The sequence below is a fragment of the Desulfovibrio sp. genome (assembly GCF_019424165.1).
GTDB lineage: Bacteria > Desulfobacterota > Desulfovibrionia > Desulfovibrionales > Desulfovibrionaceae > Desulfovibrio.
The window spans coordinates 49,582-64,983 of sequence record NZ_JAHZAA010000010.1 but is presented as its reverse complement, the minus strand read 5'-3'; the positions used below and the strand labels follow the sequence as shown (position 1 = coordinate 64,983).

Sequence of the window (15,402 nt, the reverse complement as noted above, 5' to 3'; positions counted from 1 at the left end):
CGGAGGCTTCAAAGTTTTTGAAGGCAAAAGAGATATTCATATAATCCTCCTTTTGATGGCGGCTGCCGGCATGGCAACCTCGAGGTCCCGCCCTTGGGCGGGCAGCGAAAAACCGCCGGTTTACGGCTTTTTTTCGCAATCTTGCGCGTCATCCGCCGTGGCGGCGGCCGGAACAGACGTTCCGTGACGCGGCGGAAAGATCAGAAATGCTCCTTACGCCTGGAGGATGAGGGTATGTCAAGGGCGGTGCGGTATTTGGCCACTGTTCGCCGGGCAATATTGACCTTGAGGCGTTCCTTGAGCATTTCGCCTATGCGCTCGTCGCTGAGAGGCGATTTGGCGTCTTCTTCGGCAATGAACTTTTTAATAAGCGCCTTGACGCTTTCGGAGCCGACCTGGCTGCCGTCGTCCAGCTCAAGCCCGCTGTTGAAGAAAAATTTGAGTTCAAAGATGCCGTGCGGCGTAGCCACGTACTTATTGGTGGTGATGCGGCTCACGGTAGATTCATGCATGCTGATGTCGTCGGCAATATCCTTGAGGATAAGGGGAGCCAGCCGTGTGACGCCTTCTTCAAAAAAAGGCTGCTGATGACGCACAATGCTTTCCATCACCTTGTACAGTGTGCGCTGGCGCTGGTACAGGCTCTTGATCAGCCACGTGGCCGAGCGCATTTTTTCCGTACAGTATTCTTTTTCCTTGTCCGAAGCGGTCCCCATATCCATCTGTGTCAGGTTGGAAAGCTGTAATTGCGGCAGGCCGTCTTCGTTGAGCAGGATGATAAATTCATCGCCCATTTTATACACGAACACGTCCGGGCTTACGTAGGCCGGTTCACCGCCGCCAAAACTGGCTCCGGGCAGGGGGTCAAGGCTCTGGATGATGTCGAGGTATTCCTTCAGCTCATCCATATCCAGCTTGAACTTGCGCAGCAGGGGCTTGTAGCGCTTGGCTTCAAGGTCTTCAAGGTGCGCGTTGACAAGTTCGAGCAAGATGGGGTCGCGGTCATATTTGAGGCTTCGTATCTGCACCAGCAGACATTCGCGGGCATCGCGGGCAGCTACGCCAACGGGATCAAAGAGCTGTACCCGCTCAAGCACGGCCAGTGCCTCGGCGGGTTCCGTCCGGGCCATCTGGGCGACCTCTTCAATGCTGGCCTGCAGATAGCCCGCAGAAGACAGGTTGCCGATAATGATTTCGCCGATGTCTTTCTGGGCCTCGGTAAGGGAAGAGAGGCGGAGTTGCCAGAGCAGATGCCCTTCAAGGGTGGGTTTGGCGGAGTAGCGGGCTTCAAGGGGGGAGATGTCTTCCGCGGCTTCGTATTCGCGCGGCTGTACAAGGCGGGGAGTGCTGGCGAACTCGCCAAGGTAGTCCTCCCAGTCGGCATCCTTGGCAAGATCCTTGTCGTACACTTCCTCCGTACCGCTTTCCCGCCGGTCTTCCACATGGTCCTGCGCGGCGTCGTCTCCTTGGGATTCTTCAAGAAAGGGGTTTTCCAGCAGCTCCTGCTGCACGGTCTCCAGAAGCTCCAGACGCGAGAGCTGAAGCAGCTTGATGGCCTGCTGTAATTGCGGGGTCATCACCAACTGCTGAGCTAGTTTTAATTGCTGTCGAAGTTCCAGTGCCATGTGCGTTTTCCGCCTTGAAAAATCCAGAAGCCTTATATTTGTGGTTACAAGTAGTGTGCCATAGTGGCAAAAATTACGCAATAGCCAGAGGTTGCACTATCAAAAGTAAGAAAGCACGGTTAGTTGGATCAAACTTTGCATAAAGGGCCGCCGTCTTTTTGTCTCCAGGCGATTCGCGTGAAATATGCCGTGAAAATTCATTTTTCTCAGTGTGTTGTTACGCTTTTAAACACGCCTGCAAATAAAAGCGCGGGCCAGAGGCCCGCGCGAAGGTAGCAAAGAGGGAAAGACCTCACGCCGGAGATCAGACCTTGGCGTGCTTTTTAGCCGCGCCGACGAATTCCCGGAACAACGGATGGGCATTCATGGGGCGGGACTTGAATTCGGGGTGGAACTGGCAGCCCAGAAACCACGGATGTTCCGGCAGTTCGATGATCTCCATCAAGGAGCCATCGGGCGAAGTGCCACTGAATATCATGCCTTTTTCCGCCAGAGCTTCCTTGAACTCATTGTTGAATTCATAGCGGTGGCGATGGCGCTCTTCAACCATATCGGTCTTGTACGCTTCAAAGGCGCGCGATTCGGGCATGACCTTGCAGGGGTAGGAGCCAAGGCGCATGGTACCGCCCTTGTCGCTGCCGGCATCGCGTTTTTCGACGTTTCTGGTGCGGAAGTCGTACCACTCGGTCATGAGGTAGATGACCTTGTGCTTGGAGCGGTGGTCAAATTCTTCGGAGTTGGCATCGGCCATATCCGCCATGTGGCGGGCAAATTCGATAACCGCGCACTGCATGCCGAGGCAGATGCCGAAGAACGGTATCTTGTTTTCACGGGCAAAGCGGATGGCCGCGATTTTGCCTTCCACGCCGCGATAGCCGAAGCCGCCGGGAACCAGAATGCCGTCACAGCCCTTGAAATGCTCGGCAGCGTTGCTGTCGTCCACATTTTCAGAATTGACGTAGCGCAGATCTACCTGAACACGGTTGGCAATGCCGCCGTGAATGAGGGCTTCGTGCAGGCTTTTGTAGGCTTCTTTCAGGTCTACATACTTGCCCACGATGGCAACCGTGACCTTGCCGTGAGGATTGTCGCTGTCGCTGACAAGTTTTTCCCATGCGTCAAGCTGGGCATTGCGCGCAGGCAGGCGCAGCATGATGGCCACTTTCTGATCAAAGCCTTCCGCATAAAATTTGAGCGGCACTTCATAGATATTGTTCACGTCCACCGAAGAGAACACGGCATCCTGATCCACATTGCAGAACAGGGCGATCTTGCGGCGCAGTTCTTCAGGGATGCTCTGTTCGCAGCGGCAGAGGATGATATCGGGCTGAATGCCGATGGAGAGCAGTTCCTTTACGCTGTGCTGGGTGGGCTTGGTCTTGTGCTCACCGGCGCTGCGCAAGTAGGGAACCAGGGTCAGGTGGATGTTCAGGCAGTTGTCGCGTCCCAGTTCGGAGCGCAGCTGGCGTATGGCTTCAAGAAAGGGCAGGCCCTCAATATCACCCACAGTGCCGCCTATTTCAATGATGGCGACGTCCGGAGCATCCTCGCCTTCGGCCAGGGAAAGAACCACAGCTTTGATTTCATCCGTAATGTGGGGGATGACCTGTACAGTGGCCCCCAGGTAGTCGCCGTGACGTTCCTTGGCGATAACCTGGTTGTAGATGGCCCCTGACGTGGTATTGTTCTTCCGCGACATGGGCACATTGAGATAGCGCTCGTAATGCCCCAGGTCCAGGTCGGTTTCAGCCCCGTCATCAGTGACGAAAACCTCACCATGCTGGAAAGGGTTCATGGTGCCGGGGTCAACGTTAATATACGGGTCGAGCTTCTGTATTGTTACCGAAAGGCCACGGGTTTGCAGCAGCGCGCCCAGCGAGGCGGCCGCCAGGCCCTTGCCCAAGGATGACAGTACTCCGCCCGTCACAAAGATAAATTTAGTTTTCATGGCCTCCACCTTGATTCTTGATCGCTTTTTGGTACAACCCCGAGTTCATAGCCCAAAATGATTTTTTTGGCTAGCATTGACTATCGAAAACAAGGTACGTAGTGTGATATTCCCTCTTCAGCGTGCGCGGGTACGGCCTGGCTTTACCGGCGGCTCTTGGGGTGCGGGCTCATTGCGGCCCACGGGCCGCGCGGTGCGCGCCTGGTACGCACTTGCCCGCACTCTGAAAGATCTGCTGCAAGCCAAGGAGGCTTTACCCGCATGGGCACGGTCAATACACTGGTCATCACCGGTTACGGAACAAATTCTCATCTGGAAACGGCCCATGCGGCCCGTCTTGCTGGTGCAGACAGGGCTGATGTGGTCCATTTTTCAGACATCGTAGCGGCCAAGGTGCGTCTGGCTGACTACCATTTTCTGGTTTTCCCCGGCGGCTTTCTGGATGGTGATGATTTGGGGGCGGCTCAGGCCGCGGTAATGCGCTGGCGTTATCTGAAGGATGCGCAGGGCGTTCCCCTGCTGCAGAGTTTGCGCGACTTTCTGGATGAGGGCAAGCTCATTCTCGGAATTTGTAACGGTTTTCAACTTTTGGCCAAACTGGGCCTGTTGCCCGCCCTTGGCGGCGTGCGTTTTGAGCGCCAGGTTTCGCTGGGCCATAACGATTCCGCCCGTTATGAAGACCGGTGGGTTCACCTTTTGCCCAATGCAAAAAGCCCCTGTGTTTTCACAAAAGGCATGCCCATGCTGTGCATGCCTGTGCGCCACGGTGAAGGCAAACTTGTACCCCGTGATGAAGACTGCCTGCGCCGCCTGCAGGAAGAGAGCCTCATCGCCCTGCAATACGCGGACCCCGAAACAGGGCAGCCTACGCAGGAATATCCGCTCAATCCCAACGGTTCGGCCCTGGCCATTGCCGGCCTGACCGATCCCACGGGCCGGGTGCTTGGCCTTATGCCGCATCCGGAAGCCTTCCATCATGTGACCAACCATCCCGCCTGGACGCGCGGTGAGCTGGACCCGCCCGGAACGCTTCTGTTCGTCAATGCCGTGCGTTATCTGCGTGGGCAGTAAGCGTTTTTACGGTAAGGACCATTTTCAAGGTTTTTAGGGCGGCTCATGTTTCCAATGCCCTGATCGTTTTCATTTTGCCGCCTGCGCGGCATGTGGCAGAGGGAGCCTGTCAGGGGGTAGTACCCCTGACAGGCTCCCTCTGCACTCCTTCCGGAACACCGCAAGGTCATCAACTGTCATGCAGCCGTGAGGGCAGTGTGGCTTCTGTTGTGGGAGCTTTGGCCTTTCCGCGGTGGCCTGCCTTCCTCGTGCTGCGCAATGGCAACAGCGAGACCGGTCGATGATCTGGAAAATAAACAGCAAGATACAGTGCCCACCCGCTCTCTTGTAACCATCTGAGGCATAAGCCAGGGGCGGTTACAAGGGGGAATTGCCCTGAACAAACAAAATCCCCTGGCTTTGCCAGGGGATTTTGTTTGTATGCAGTGGTGCCTTTGCTTGCGGCCACGAAGGATTCGTTTTTTAACTTTTGCCGTTGTGGAACATGTTTTGCACACTCTTGCTCAACGAGGACATGGCTTCGTCAAACTCGTGTTGCAGGCTGTCCATAAGTTCGCGTACAGACGTAATCTTGTTTACACGCGACACGTTTGCGCCGCAAAAGGCAAAACCGCGCTCAAGGTTGCCCTTCATGGCATTGATAAGCGCCTGGGCAATGCAGTAGGGAGTTTTTTCCTGTTCGCATGTGTGCACGCAGTGGAAGATGCACTTGAAGGGCTTTTTGTTGCCTTCGCGGGCGGCATGGATGAATCCGTTGTCCAGGGCGCGGCCGGGCATGCCCACCGGGCTTTTGATGATGGTGATGTCTTCAGCCGTGGCCGCCAGATAGGACTGTTTGAAGCGCTCGTCGGCATCGCATTCGTGGGTAGCCACAAAGCGGGTTCCCATCTGTACGCCTGAGGCTCCGAGGTCGAGAAATTTTTTGATATCCGCGCCGGAGTACACGCCGCCAGCGGCGATAACGGGAACGGCCTTGCCGTACTTGTCTTCAAAAGACTTCACGGCCTCCACCACTTCAGGAACCAGCACCTCAAGGGAGTGGGCCGGATCGTGCAGTTCTTCGGCCTTGAAGCCGAGGTGGCCGCCCGCCTTGGGACCTTCAACCACAAAGGCATCGGGTACATAGTTGAAGCGGGATATCCATTTTTTGGCAATAACCGACGCTGCCCGGGCCGAAGAAACTATGGGCACGAGCTTGGTTTTGAATTCTTCTTTTTTTTCTTCGCAGGCCTGAAAAAGGTGCTTGGGCATATCCAGGGGCAGCCCTGCACCGGAAAAGATGATGTCTGCCTTGCTTTCAATGGTAGTGCGCACCATCTGACTGAAAGTGGTCAGTGCCACCATAAGGTTGACGCCCACGATGCCGCTGGTCATCTGGCGTGCTTTTTCGATTTCGTTGCGCAGCGCGCGCAGGTTGGCGGTCAAGGGGTCCTTGGCCACGTCCGGTTCTTTCATGCCGATCATGGCTCCGGCGATAACGCCGATGCCGCCCTGATTGGCCACGGCCGAAGCCAGGCCTGAAAGTGATATGCCTACACCCATGCCGCCCTGGATTACAGGGATCTTGGCGGTGAGATTACCTATTTTAAGTGCGGGAAAAGACATTTCAAGACCTCCGTCCTGACTTGTAGGACAAGCCCACCCGCCCCCGTTGGTGGTTCTCAGGCATGCCCCGTATGGAAATTAGGCGAAACAATAGCCGTAAAATCCTCAAGACGCAACAGGTGAAACGTCTCTTTTGTGAAGCGCGCCAAGGGTCCGGCACTTATACAGAACATAAGCCCGCATAGGGACACCAGCGGCAATGCTTGTCCGGGCGTGCCGCAAAGCAGGGCGAATATTCCATATGCAGCAGGGGCAGAGCCAGTGCTGTGCGGCAAAAGCCAAGAGCCGCATCAAGGTCTTCGTCCACAAGGCCGCCGAACAGGGGATGCTCCCTGCCGTCATCGCGCAGCTCCACCAGGGCCGCATCGCTCAGAGGAGTCATGCCGCTGGCCTGTGCCATGGCCAGATAGCAGGGAAGCTGTAAGCTCGGCAGGCGTTCCCGCAGTTGGCTGAAGAGCTCTTCCAGTTGTTGCAGGTGGCTTTCACCGGCTTCTTGCGCAGGGGTCAGGGTGTCGCACAGTTGACCGGCACGGGAAAAAAAGGCCAGGTCTGTCCACAGGCTGCCATCAAGTTTTTTAATGCCGCCGGTTTTGTAGTCCAGCACGTAGAACAGCCCGTCACGCTTGTCCACGCGGTCCATTGCGCCCACAAAAGCATAATCGCGCCCTGCCAGCCGCAGGGGGACCTTGAGTTCTTTTTCCAGTGCCATGATGGTCACGTTGGCGGGCTGGTTTTCAAGAAAGCGCATAAGCCGCATGGGCGCGGCTTCTTCCAGCATCAGGCAACTGTCGGCGGGCAGCAGTTTGCGCAGGCCGTGCGCCTCAAGCTGTTCATAAAAACGGGCGCGGACCGTTTCGGCAGAGATATCGCCGGACCGTACCGTTTTATTCAGATACGGTTCGTAAAGGGCCTTGAGCGTGTCATGAATGCAGGTTCCCACGGCGGCGGGATCATCTCCCTCATTGATTTCCTTGGGGGGGCGCAGCCCGCACAGATACTGCCATGCAAAACGCAGGGGGCACTGAAGGTAAACGTCCAGTCTGGTGGCGGACAGCGGCTCGCGCAACAAACGCGCCAGCGCATCATTCATGTCGGCGCTGCGCTCAAGCTGTTTTTCCTCCGATGCTGCGGCGCGAACTTCGCATGCGGCGGTTTCCAGCGGCGGCTCACCGGGGGCAAGCACGGCCCCGCGGGCCTGTTCTTCCTGCCAAAGCAACTGCTCCACAAAACGGCTGCGGCTTTTTTTGCCGTCAAAAAGGCTTGAACGGCTGATGCCCTCCTGCCAGAAAAAAGAAACTTCCTGCGCTCCGGCACACAGGCGGTAAAGGGTGTGCGCGGCGGCCCTTTCGCGGCGGCGGGAATCGGGCAGGCCCAGAACCTGCCGCAAAGAATCCGGCAAAAGAGGATCCTGCGCGGGATTGCCGGGCAGCCTGTCGTCCGTGGCGTCCACGATGAATACACGCCCGAAATGCAGCAAGCGCGTTTCAAGCATGCCGAGAACCTGCAACCCCGTGAGAGGATCGGCCTCAAAAGGCACGCGCTCCTGCCCGAGAACCTCGCGGGTCATGCCGTGCAGGGTGGTCAGGGGAAAGGGCGTGCGGGCCAGCAGGTTTTCACGCAGAACAGGCACGGTCTGGCGCATGAGCCGGTACATGGCCTCGGCGTCCAGGGGAAAGTGCTTCCACAGATCGTCGCCCCGACAGCGCAGGAAGGAGCACAGACCATGCAGCACACGGGCCATGTCTTCTGTGGTTACGGCCCCGGCTGGCGCGCGCACAAGAGCATCCAGTGTTTCTTCAAGCAGGTGGGCCAGTGCTTCGGGCAACTGCCCCCGACACTCCAGAATAACCTCATCCAGGTCCACAAAGCGGGTTCCCTCGCGGATGATGCGCTCCAGCGGCCGCAGGGCGTCGCGCAGCAGCAGGGGCTGCCCGTACGCATCGCGGGTACGCAGCATGTTTACGTATGGATGGCGCAGGCACTGCAAAAGATGACGCCAGTAGTAGCGGCCTTCATCGCTTCTGGTAGCCTGCAGGCGCAGCAGGCCATCCAGCAGGCGGTTCAGCGGGGACCGCTCCAGCGGATAGCCCATGGACACGTTGACGTCTTTATGCGGCAGATGGTGCAGCACCGGCATGAGCAAAGAGCTGTCCGTAAGCACAATGGCCGTGGAATGCGCAGATTCCACAGGGCTGGAGCTGCCGTTGTTTTCAGTGCCTGTGCTCTTTTCCGTCCCGCGGGCAGTCTCGTCGGCGTGTTTCAGGTCGCGGCGCAGGGCGGCAAGCTGTGAATGACAGTCATAACCTGCAAAAAAACGGTATTCGGGACGATGATTTTTTTCATCTTCATCAAGTTGCAGGGCGGCGTTCGCCCGTGCTTTCCAGCGGCGCATCCACGTGGCAAGCTCCTCACAGGCCCAGTGCGGGCGGCCGTTTTCAGCAAGGGCCGGATCGCCATGCAGGCAGATGCCCGCCCCGGCCTGCCAAAGGCGGCGCAGCAAATGGTCTTCGCCGCCCGTGAGCAGATAAAAGCCCGCCACCAGTACGGGACGGCCATCCTGGGGGCGCAGCAGCGGAGGGATGGGGGCATCGCCGCGCGCCAGGTTGAGAAGGTCAAGGCCGGGCGTCGTCCAGTTTTTTTCCAGCAGGGCGGATTCATAAACGTGGCTGATGCGGCCAAGAGCGCCCAGCAGGGCGGCCGCAGGCGCGGCTACTTCATCCTCAACATGGGCAAGATCCCTGATTTCCACCATCTGCCCGTACATTTCTTCCAGCAGGGCAGCCAGGCGCAGCCCCCAGGGCAGAAAGAGGGCCATGTCCATACGGGCAAAACGGGCGGCAAGCGTTTCGTCATCGCGCGACAGTGTGTTGACACAGGCATGCAGCAGGGCAACGCGGTCCAGCGTATTGGCTGTGTGCAGGGGGGCGGCGCTGCCTGAGGACCGCCAGATGCCCACAGCATCGGCCAGGGGCAGAACCTTGGGCAACAGGCCCGTATAGCCATCTGCGGCGTAGAGTTGCGCCATATACCGCCAGGGGCGGTTGTGCGGCACAATAATCAGGGCGGAACCGGGGCATCCGCCCGTGATTTCGTACAGATGCTCCTTGAGGGCAGGCAGAAAGGGGCGCTGCCAGGGAAAAATCAAAAAAGGCGAACTACTCATGGAAATAATCCTCTGCGGGCAAAAGACCGTCGCAGTGAGGGGTCAGTTCCGACGCGCCGTCCGGCGTCACCAGGCGAAAACGGCGCTGGTCAAGATACACCAGCAGGCCCATGACGGGGGTATTGGTATTTTCGCGCCCCAGAAGCAGACCACCAAGATATTTGCGTACCTGCTCCACATGCGCGGCTTCGGATTGCCCGCTTTTATAATCAATGACCAGCAGTCCCCAGGGTTCGTGGACCAGCAGGTCCATGCGCAAAAGCTGCCCCTGGGCGGTCATTATGGAATGCTCGGGCCAGCCGTTGGCGAGCCAGCGCGCGCTCTGCGGCTGGCTTGCAAACCAGTACAACGCTTCAAATGCGCCGTGGCGCAGGGCCGCATCATCGGGAACTGGCAACGGGTAATGCCGCAGGCCGAAGTTCAGGGCCGCCTGGGCGTCTTCACGCAGGCTGCCGGTAAGGCGCAGGTGTTCCAGGCAGAAATGCAGCAGGTTGCCCCTGTCTTCAGGTTGAAAATCAAAAGCGGCCATGGGATTGCGAAAAATCTTCAGGCGTGGCAGCCACTGCATGGGGCGCCAGTCTTCAGCATCATCCGCCGTATGTTCCGGGGAAGAAGCGCCGTATTCCTGATCTGCACCAATGGAGGGGGTGTGGGCGGAGGCAGGCGCGGCAGCGGGTAACATCCCCGGCGCATCGGCTGTGCCGTCCGCTTGCTGCATGCCGTCCGTCGGGGATATGCCCGGGCCTGCCGTGTGGCCGCAGACGGGGCTGGCTGGCAATGTGCAGTCTGCGCTTATATCCGTATCCATAGCCGCATGCGCGTGGCTGCCCTGTGGCGCGTCAGCGGACGGGGGCAGGCTGCCCAGGGCATAGGGAGGCTGTAGCCCGGCGCGTTCCCAGAGAATATCCAGCCCCGCAAGTACCGGTGACTGTCTTTTGGCCGAAGTGCGAAAAACATACAGGGCGTCTCTTGCACGGGTAAAGGCAACGTAGAGCAGGTTCAGGCTCTCTCTGGCCTGACGGGCCAGATCTTCATAGTAGGGGCGGCCCAGCGCTTTCTGGTTGCGCACCATCATGCTCAGCCCCTGGCGTTCCGTACGCAGGGGCTTGTCCGAGGCGGAAATGTTCAGCGCGGTAAAGGGGACGAAAACCACCGGAGCCTCAAGCCCCTTGGATTTGTGCACGGTCATGACCCGCACGGCGTTCATGTTTTCCGGCATGGGAACCTTTTCTTCCTGGCTTTTGGCATTCCAGTGCTCCAGAAAGGTGGAGAGCGTCGCAAGTCCTTTTTCTTCAGCGCTGTGCAGCACTTCCATAAAGCGGCGTAAAAAGGTTGCCGCCTCGGGAAAGCGCTGTTCCACCTGAAGACGCGCATACCATTCAAGCACAGTGTCGTAGGGCGTCATCAGGCCGGACTGGCTGAAAAAAGGCGCCAGCAGGCTCTGCCATACATGCGGCCAGCGCTGGCGAAAACTCTGGTACAGAAAGCCTTTTTTCTGACGGGCGCACCAGCCGTGCAAGTCGGTATGCGCAAGCTCGGCAGCTTCGGGATGGCCGTGAAAAATCTCTCCGGTAAGGACGGTCAGCAGGGCGATATTGTCATCGGGGCTGTCAAGAAAGGCCAGCAGGGCCACGGTCTGGACAATGAGGGGATGGGCCGAGAGCAGCAGGCTGTTTTCAGTAATGACCGGAATGCCCAGCCGTACCAGATGGTCCGCAATGCGGGCCGCTCCGTCATTGCTGCGTACCAGCACGAGCACGTCCGACCAGGGGCGCTGTGGGGCCACATCATCAAGCAGGATGCGGCCCAGGCGGTCAAAAACGGCTTCGCGCAGCATTTCAGAGGAATCCGCCGCAATATCTTCCACCTGCACAAGGCCCCCGTCAGGTGTGTGCTCCGGGCATTCCTGCCGGGTTCCGGCAAAAGCGCCGAGCAGGCTTGTTACAGAGGCGTCCATTATTTCCGCAGTCAGGTCGCCAGGCATGTCGCCCGGCAGAAGGGCGCTCATGACGGCCCTAGCCGTCTCCGCCTGCTCCAGAAGGGAAAAAAGGGCATTGTTATGCTCAACCACCTGACGGCGGCTGCGCCAGTTGAACGGCAGGCTGTCGCGGGCCGTGGTGGCGGCCACGGCGGCAAGCCCCCTGTCTTCAAGGATGCCGTCAAAAAGTTCCGGGTCGCCGTCCCGCCAGCCATAGATAGATTGCTTTACATCACCCACCCAGGTGAGGGACCCCCCACGTGACAGAGCTTCTTCCACCAGGGGGCGCAGCGCCCGCCACTGCTCCTGGCTGGTATCCTGAAACTCGTCCACAAGGTAGTGGGTAAGGCGCGCGCCAAGGCGACAGAGCGTTTCCGGCACACCGTGAGCGCCGGACAGCACTTCATGCGCCATATGAGGAACAAGCAGGCCGGGGAGCGTGCCTTCCTGTTCCTGATTATGCAGGAAGGCGTCCGCCAGAATACGCGCCATGCGTATGGACGGCTCAAGGCGCAGGGCCTGCCGCAAAAGTTGCCCGTCCTGCATGCAGGCCTGGGCCGCCAGAGAAAAAGCAGTATAGGCGTGCTCCACTTCGGGGCCGGCAGCAGCGCCTTTTTTAAAAAGCTGGACCGCGGTGTCTTTGGTTAAAAAAGCCGAATGCTTATGTTCTCCACCAGCCCAGGCAATGACGGCTTTTTCCGCATTGGCAAGCCAGGGCAGCCGCGCGGCTGCGGCTGCCCGCAGCAAGTTGTCGGCAGCCTGTCTGGCGGCCCGGCTGAGAGCAATCAGCTTCTGCTCAAGCTCTTCATAAGAAGAGAGTTCTCCGTATCGGCCCAGCAGGGCGCTGTCCAGAAGCGGGCGCAACTGGTGCAGCAGCTTTTCGCCTGCCAGAAACCCCTTGCTTTGCCCGTGGTGAACCATGGCCCGGCAAACCTGCCGCAAAAGGCCGCGCATATTTTCATCCCCTTGCCAGGCTTTTTCCAGCAGGAGGTCCAGATAGGGCGTAAGCGCTTCTTCGGTGGCGAAGACGGGCTGAAAGTCCGGATGCAGGCGAAGGTCCAGAGCGGCGGCGCGCACGATAAGGTGCAGCAGACTGTCGATGGTGCGTATGTTCAGCGCGCTCATATCGCGCATGATGGCATCCACCCAGCGTCCGGCTGAAGCAGAATCAAGCTCCAACCCTTGCATGGGCTGTCCCAGGGCCGCGCTTTTAAGCTGCCGGATGACGCGTTCGCGCATTTCGGTGGCGGCGGCATTGGTAAACGTGACAGCCAGTATGTCGCCCCAGCCGCAGGGGCCGCTGCTGCTCAGGGCGCAGGCCGGTGAGGCCGCCGCGCCGGGAGCGCCGCAAGCCACAAGGCGCTGTAAAAAACAGCGTGTTAATTCATAGGTTTTTCCGGACCCGGCGGAGGCTTTGACCTGACGCAGATGCTGCATGAATATTCTCGTGTTTTCGCACCGGGCCGTTTGGCTCCGGTATATCACCACATGGGTTGCGGCCCGGGCCGCAGCCTGGATACTGCTGTATGGCTGCCGTTCTTGCACGTCCGCCCGTACTTCCTGAAGAAAAGACGTGCCGGAAAAGCAGCGTGGCACAGCGCGCTCGCCGCGCTGGCTGAAAGCGCCCGGCAGCGGCTGCATATTTATATGGCCAGTCTATTTTTGTTACAGACGGCTAGAGAAGCCTATAGTGCTGGCTGCCGGGCTACAATCATGCCAAACCACCGTCTTTCCGTCGAGAAGGAAAGTCCGGGCGGCCCTGTGACGGCGTTTACCGCCGGTTTGCCAGAAAAACCGCGCCAAGGATAAGCCCGCCGCCGAGGACAACACGCACACCCGGCGCATCGCCCAGAACCAGCCAGGCCGCCGCAATGGCGTAAACCGGTTCCAGCGTGATGATAAGGGCTGCCTGCCGCGCCTTGAGCACAGTAAGGCTGTTGATGAAAAGAACGTATGCCAGGGCGGAGCACAGAAGGCCCAGGCTGGCGATCCACAGCCAGTCCAATGCGCTTACCGTGCTGAACTGTTGCCAGACAAAGGGCAAGAGAACAACAGCCGTAACCACATTTTGCCACCATGTGGTTTGCAGCCCCGGAAGATGACCGGCAAAGCGCCGGTTGCCCACGGTCACCAGAGCGTAAGCCAGGCCGGATGCTACGCCCAGCAGCAGGCCGACCGTGCCTTCATGAGCAAATGAAAAAGATGGGGTTGTACAGACAAGACCCAGCGTTACCATGCCAAGACCGCGCACTTCGGCGAGGCTGGGGCGCTCACGGTATATGAGACTTTCGATCAGGGCAGTAAATGCCGGAAAACAGGCAAAGCCAAGCGTGCCTACGGCCACACCGCCAATTTGTATGCCCATGAAAAACATTACAAAATGTGCGGCAAGCAGTGTGCCGCTTACAGTAAGCGCCACCAGGTCATAAGCATGCAGCCCGCGCCAGGGGGGTTGCTTTTTTCCAAGTCCCGCAAGGGTGAGTGCCGCTACGGCAAAGATGGCGCGCCCGCAAACAAGCATGGGGGCGGAGCATTGGCAGAGTTTGCCAAAAATGCCCGATGCGCCGAAGAGCAGGGTGGCGGCATGCGCGCGGGCCAGGGCGGCACGGCGGCCTTTAAGCGCGGCCGCGGCGTTCGCGTTGCTCCCTTCGGCCGTTCCGGAGTGGGGCTGGCCGGCAGTGCCGTGCGTTCTGGCGGGGGGCGGTGTCATAAGTGTCCTTAAAAAAGCATGACCGGTGCGGTACGCCGGAGCGTAAATTTGCGCAAGCTGCGCACAGGCATGCGCGCGTGACGGAACTGCCTAAAATGTTTTTGAAAATAAGTCTAGATTTTATCTTGAAAATCTGCTTTAATTGATGTAGCGCTTTATAGAACATGGTGTAAAACAAGGTTCGGCTGCTCTGCCTGCCGGACGGAACATAAAAGTATAGTCTTTTCCCGGGGGCATCATGCCGCAAGTCGCAGCACGCATCAATGAAGAACAGGAACGCTGGCTCAAGGATTATTTTCGTACCAAGAGCGCTGGCGCGGAGTTTATCCTGCCTTGGGCTGTGGACACGTTTTTCCGGGCCATTACGGGCATAAAGCATATATTCAGCGGGCCGGAACTGAAGACCATTGTTGAGGCTCACAAAGATATGAAGCTCATGCCCGATCACACGCGCCTTTCGTACCTCATCTTGCGTGTTTCTGACGCTTGCGATGTCAACGGTGTGCATCTGCGCCACGGGGCCAGCAAATCAAGCCTTGAATCAAAAATAAAAAGTCTGGACGATACGCAGGCTACAGCCCTTATGGTATGGGCGTCGGCTTTTTGGGTCAGCCGCAACTGTTCGGCTGAAAATCTGGATGAGTACATCAAGGCGTATTGATCTTTGTTCGTGGAATCCGTAGGTTCAAGGCCGCTTATGCGGCCTTTTTCATTTTATGTATGTTGATTCGCCCCGGAAAGCCAAAGGTGTGTGCAGGCTGTGCCGATGCACGCCTGTAAAAGCAGCCCGTGCCGGAGGCGGCAATCTGTTCCGTCGTGCGCAAGCCCGTGCGGCACGTTTCGAAAGAGAGAAAAAGATGCTGAAGATTTTACGCGCCAAGTTGCACGGCATTCGCGTAACGGAATGCGTGCTGGACTATCACGGCTCTATCACCCTTGATCCGGAAATATGCGGGCTGGCTGGCATCATGCCGCTGGAGTTCGTTTATATCTGGAACAAGCACAGCGGGCAGCGCATTTCTACCTATGTCATTTACGGCGAAGCCGGGTCGCGCTGCTGCATTCTCAACGGTGCGGCCGCGCGTACATGCCAGAAAGGGGATGAGGTTATCATCAGCGCTTTTGAATATGTGGCCGGACCGGGAGATATTCCTGAGCGCAGTCCGGTGGTCCTGACTTTTGACGCCCATAACAGGGTGCAGGAACGCTTGCGTTATATCGTGGAACAGAAGGATGGCGGCATGTCCTTCAGTATTGCGGATGATCCCCTGCCGGATGCATGACCTGCCACCGCTGTAAATC

9 protein-coding genes are annotated in these 15,402 nt (G+C 58.2%); 3 read left to right on the top strand and 6 right to left on the bottom strand.

Annotation, left to right across the window (positions count from 1 at the left end; translation table 11 throughout):
* Positions 1-200 precede the first annotated feature (200 nt).
* Both rpoN and QZ377_RS05720 read right to left on the bottom strand, forming a co-directional pair.
* A complete protein-coding gene (gene rpoN / locus QZ377_RS05725; protein ID WP_291440237.1) occupies positions 201-1,625 on the bottom strand; it encodes an RNA polymerase factor sigma-54 in 1,425 nt (474 codons plus the stop codon).
* A 304-nt stretch (positions 1,626-1,929) separates the two neighbouring features.
* The gene (locus tag QZ377_RS05720; RefSeq protein ID WP_291440236.1) at positions 1,930-3,573 is read right to left on the bottom strand and encodes a CTP synthase; all 1,644 of its coding nucleotides are present in this window, start codon (positions 3,571-3,573) and stop codon (positions 1,930-1,932) included.
* Between the two features lie 261 nt (positions 3,574-3,834).
* Here QZ377_RS05720 and QZ377_RS05715 point away from each other — a divergent pair, with 261 nt between their 5' ends.
* Positions 3,835-4,644, top strand: coding sequence for a phosphoribosylformylglycinamidine synthase subunit PurQ (locus QZ377_RS05715; protein WP_291440235.1), 810 nt, complete (start codon positions 3,835-3,837; stop codon positions 4,642-4,644).
* Positions 4,645-5,106: 462 nt separating this feature from the next.
* Here the strand turns inward: QZ377_RS05715 and QZ377_RS05710 are convergent, their stop codons facing one another.
* The 4 genes from QZ377_RS05710 to QZ377_RS05695 all read right to left on the bottom strand — a co-directional run bounded on the left by QZ377_RS05710 (position 5,107) and on the right by QZ377_RS05695 (position 14,100).
* Positions 5,107-6,249, bottom strand: a complete 1,143-nt coding sequence (locus tag QZ377_RS05710) for a nitronate monooxygenase (protein WP_291440234.1) — start codon at positions 6,247-6,249, stop codon at positions 5,107-5,109.
* A 160-nt stretch (positions 6,250-6,409) separates the two neighbouring features.
* A complete protein-coding gene (locus tag QZ377_RS05705; protein WP_291440233.1) occupies positions 6,410-9,412 on the bottom strand; it encodes a PD-(D/E)XK nuclease family protein in 3,003 nt (1,000 codons plus the stop codon).
* Positions 9,405-12,827 (bottom strand): UvrD-helicase domain-containing protein, encoded by a 3,423-nt coding sequence (locus tag QZ377_RS05700; RefSeq protein ID WP_291440232.1) that lies wholly within the window; start codon positions 12,825-12,827, stop codon positions 9,405-9,407. The genes QZ377_RS05705 and QZ377_RS05700 overlap by 8 nt, the downstream gene beginning before the upstream one ends.
* Before the next feature lie 334 nt (positions 12,828-13,161).
* The gene (locus QZ377_RS05695) at positions 13,162-14,100 is read right to left on the bottom strand and encodes a DMT family transporter (protein ID WP_291440231.1); all 939 of its coding nucleotides are present in this window, start codon (positions 14,098-14,100) and stop codon (positions 13,162-13,164) included.
* A gap of 238 nt (positions 14,101-14,338) precedes the next feature.
* On the opposite strand from QZ377_RS05695, the gene QZ377_RS05690 reads away from it, so the two are divergent.
* Positions 14,339-14,761, top strand: a complete 423-nt coding sequence (locus QZ377_RS05690; protein WP_291440230.1) for a hypothetical protein — start codon at positions 14,339-14,341, stop codon at positions 14,759-14,761.
* Positions 14,762-14,957: 196 nt separating this feature from the next.
* The gene (locus tag QZ377_RS05685; protein WP_291440229.1) at positions 14,958-15,383 is read left to right on the top strand and encodes an aspartate 1-decarboxylase; all 426 of its coding nucleotides are present in this window, start codon (positions 14,958-14,960) and stop codon (positions 15,381-15,383) included.
* Positions 15,384-15,402: the final 19 nt, after the last annotated feature.

What these genes read in the sequence shown, in the direction of transcription:
- QZ377_RS05705 (WP_291440233.1), bottom strand. Translation starts at nt 9,412, where the DNA reads ATGAGTAGTTCGCCTTTTTTGATTTTTCCCTGGCAGCGCCCCTTTCTG.
- QZ377_RS05720 (WP_291440236.1), bottom strand. Translation starts at nt 3,573, where the DNA reads ATGAAAACTAAATTTATCTTTGTGACGGGCGGAGTACTGTCATCCTTG.
- QZ377_RS05695 (WP_291440231.1), bottom strand. Translation starts at nt 14,100, where the DNA reads ATGACACCGCCCCCCGCCAGAACGCACGGCACTGCCGGCCAGCCCCAC.
- QZ377_RS05710 (WP_291440234.1), bottom strand. Translation starts at nt 6,249, where the DNA reads ATGTCTTTTCCCGCACTTAAAATAGGTAATCTCACCGCCAAGATCCCT.
- QZ377_RS05715 (WP_291440235.1), top strand. Translation starts at nt 3,835, where the DNA reads ATGGGCACGGTCAATACACTGGTCATCACCGGTTACGGAACAAATTCT.
- rpoN (WP_291440237.1), bottom strand. Translation starts at nt 1,625, where the DNA reads ATGGCACTGGAACTTCGACAGCAATTAAAACTAGCTCAGCAGTTGGTG.
- QZ377_RS05685 (WP_291440229.1), top strand. Translation starts at nt 14,958, where the DNA reads ATGCTGAAGATTTTACGCGCCAAGTTGCACGGCATTCGCGTAACGGAA.
- QZ377_RS05700 (WP_291440232.1), bottom strand. Translation starts at nt 12,827, where the DNA reads ATGCAGCATCTGCGTCAGGTCAAAGCCTCCGCCGGGTCCGGAAAAACC.
- QZ377_RS05690 (WP_291440230.1), top strand. Translation starts at nt 14,339, where the DNA reads ATGCCGCAAGTCGCAGCACGCATCAATGAAGAACAGGAACGCTGGCTC.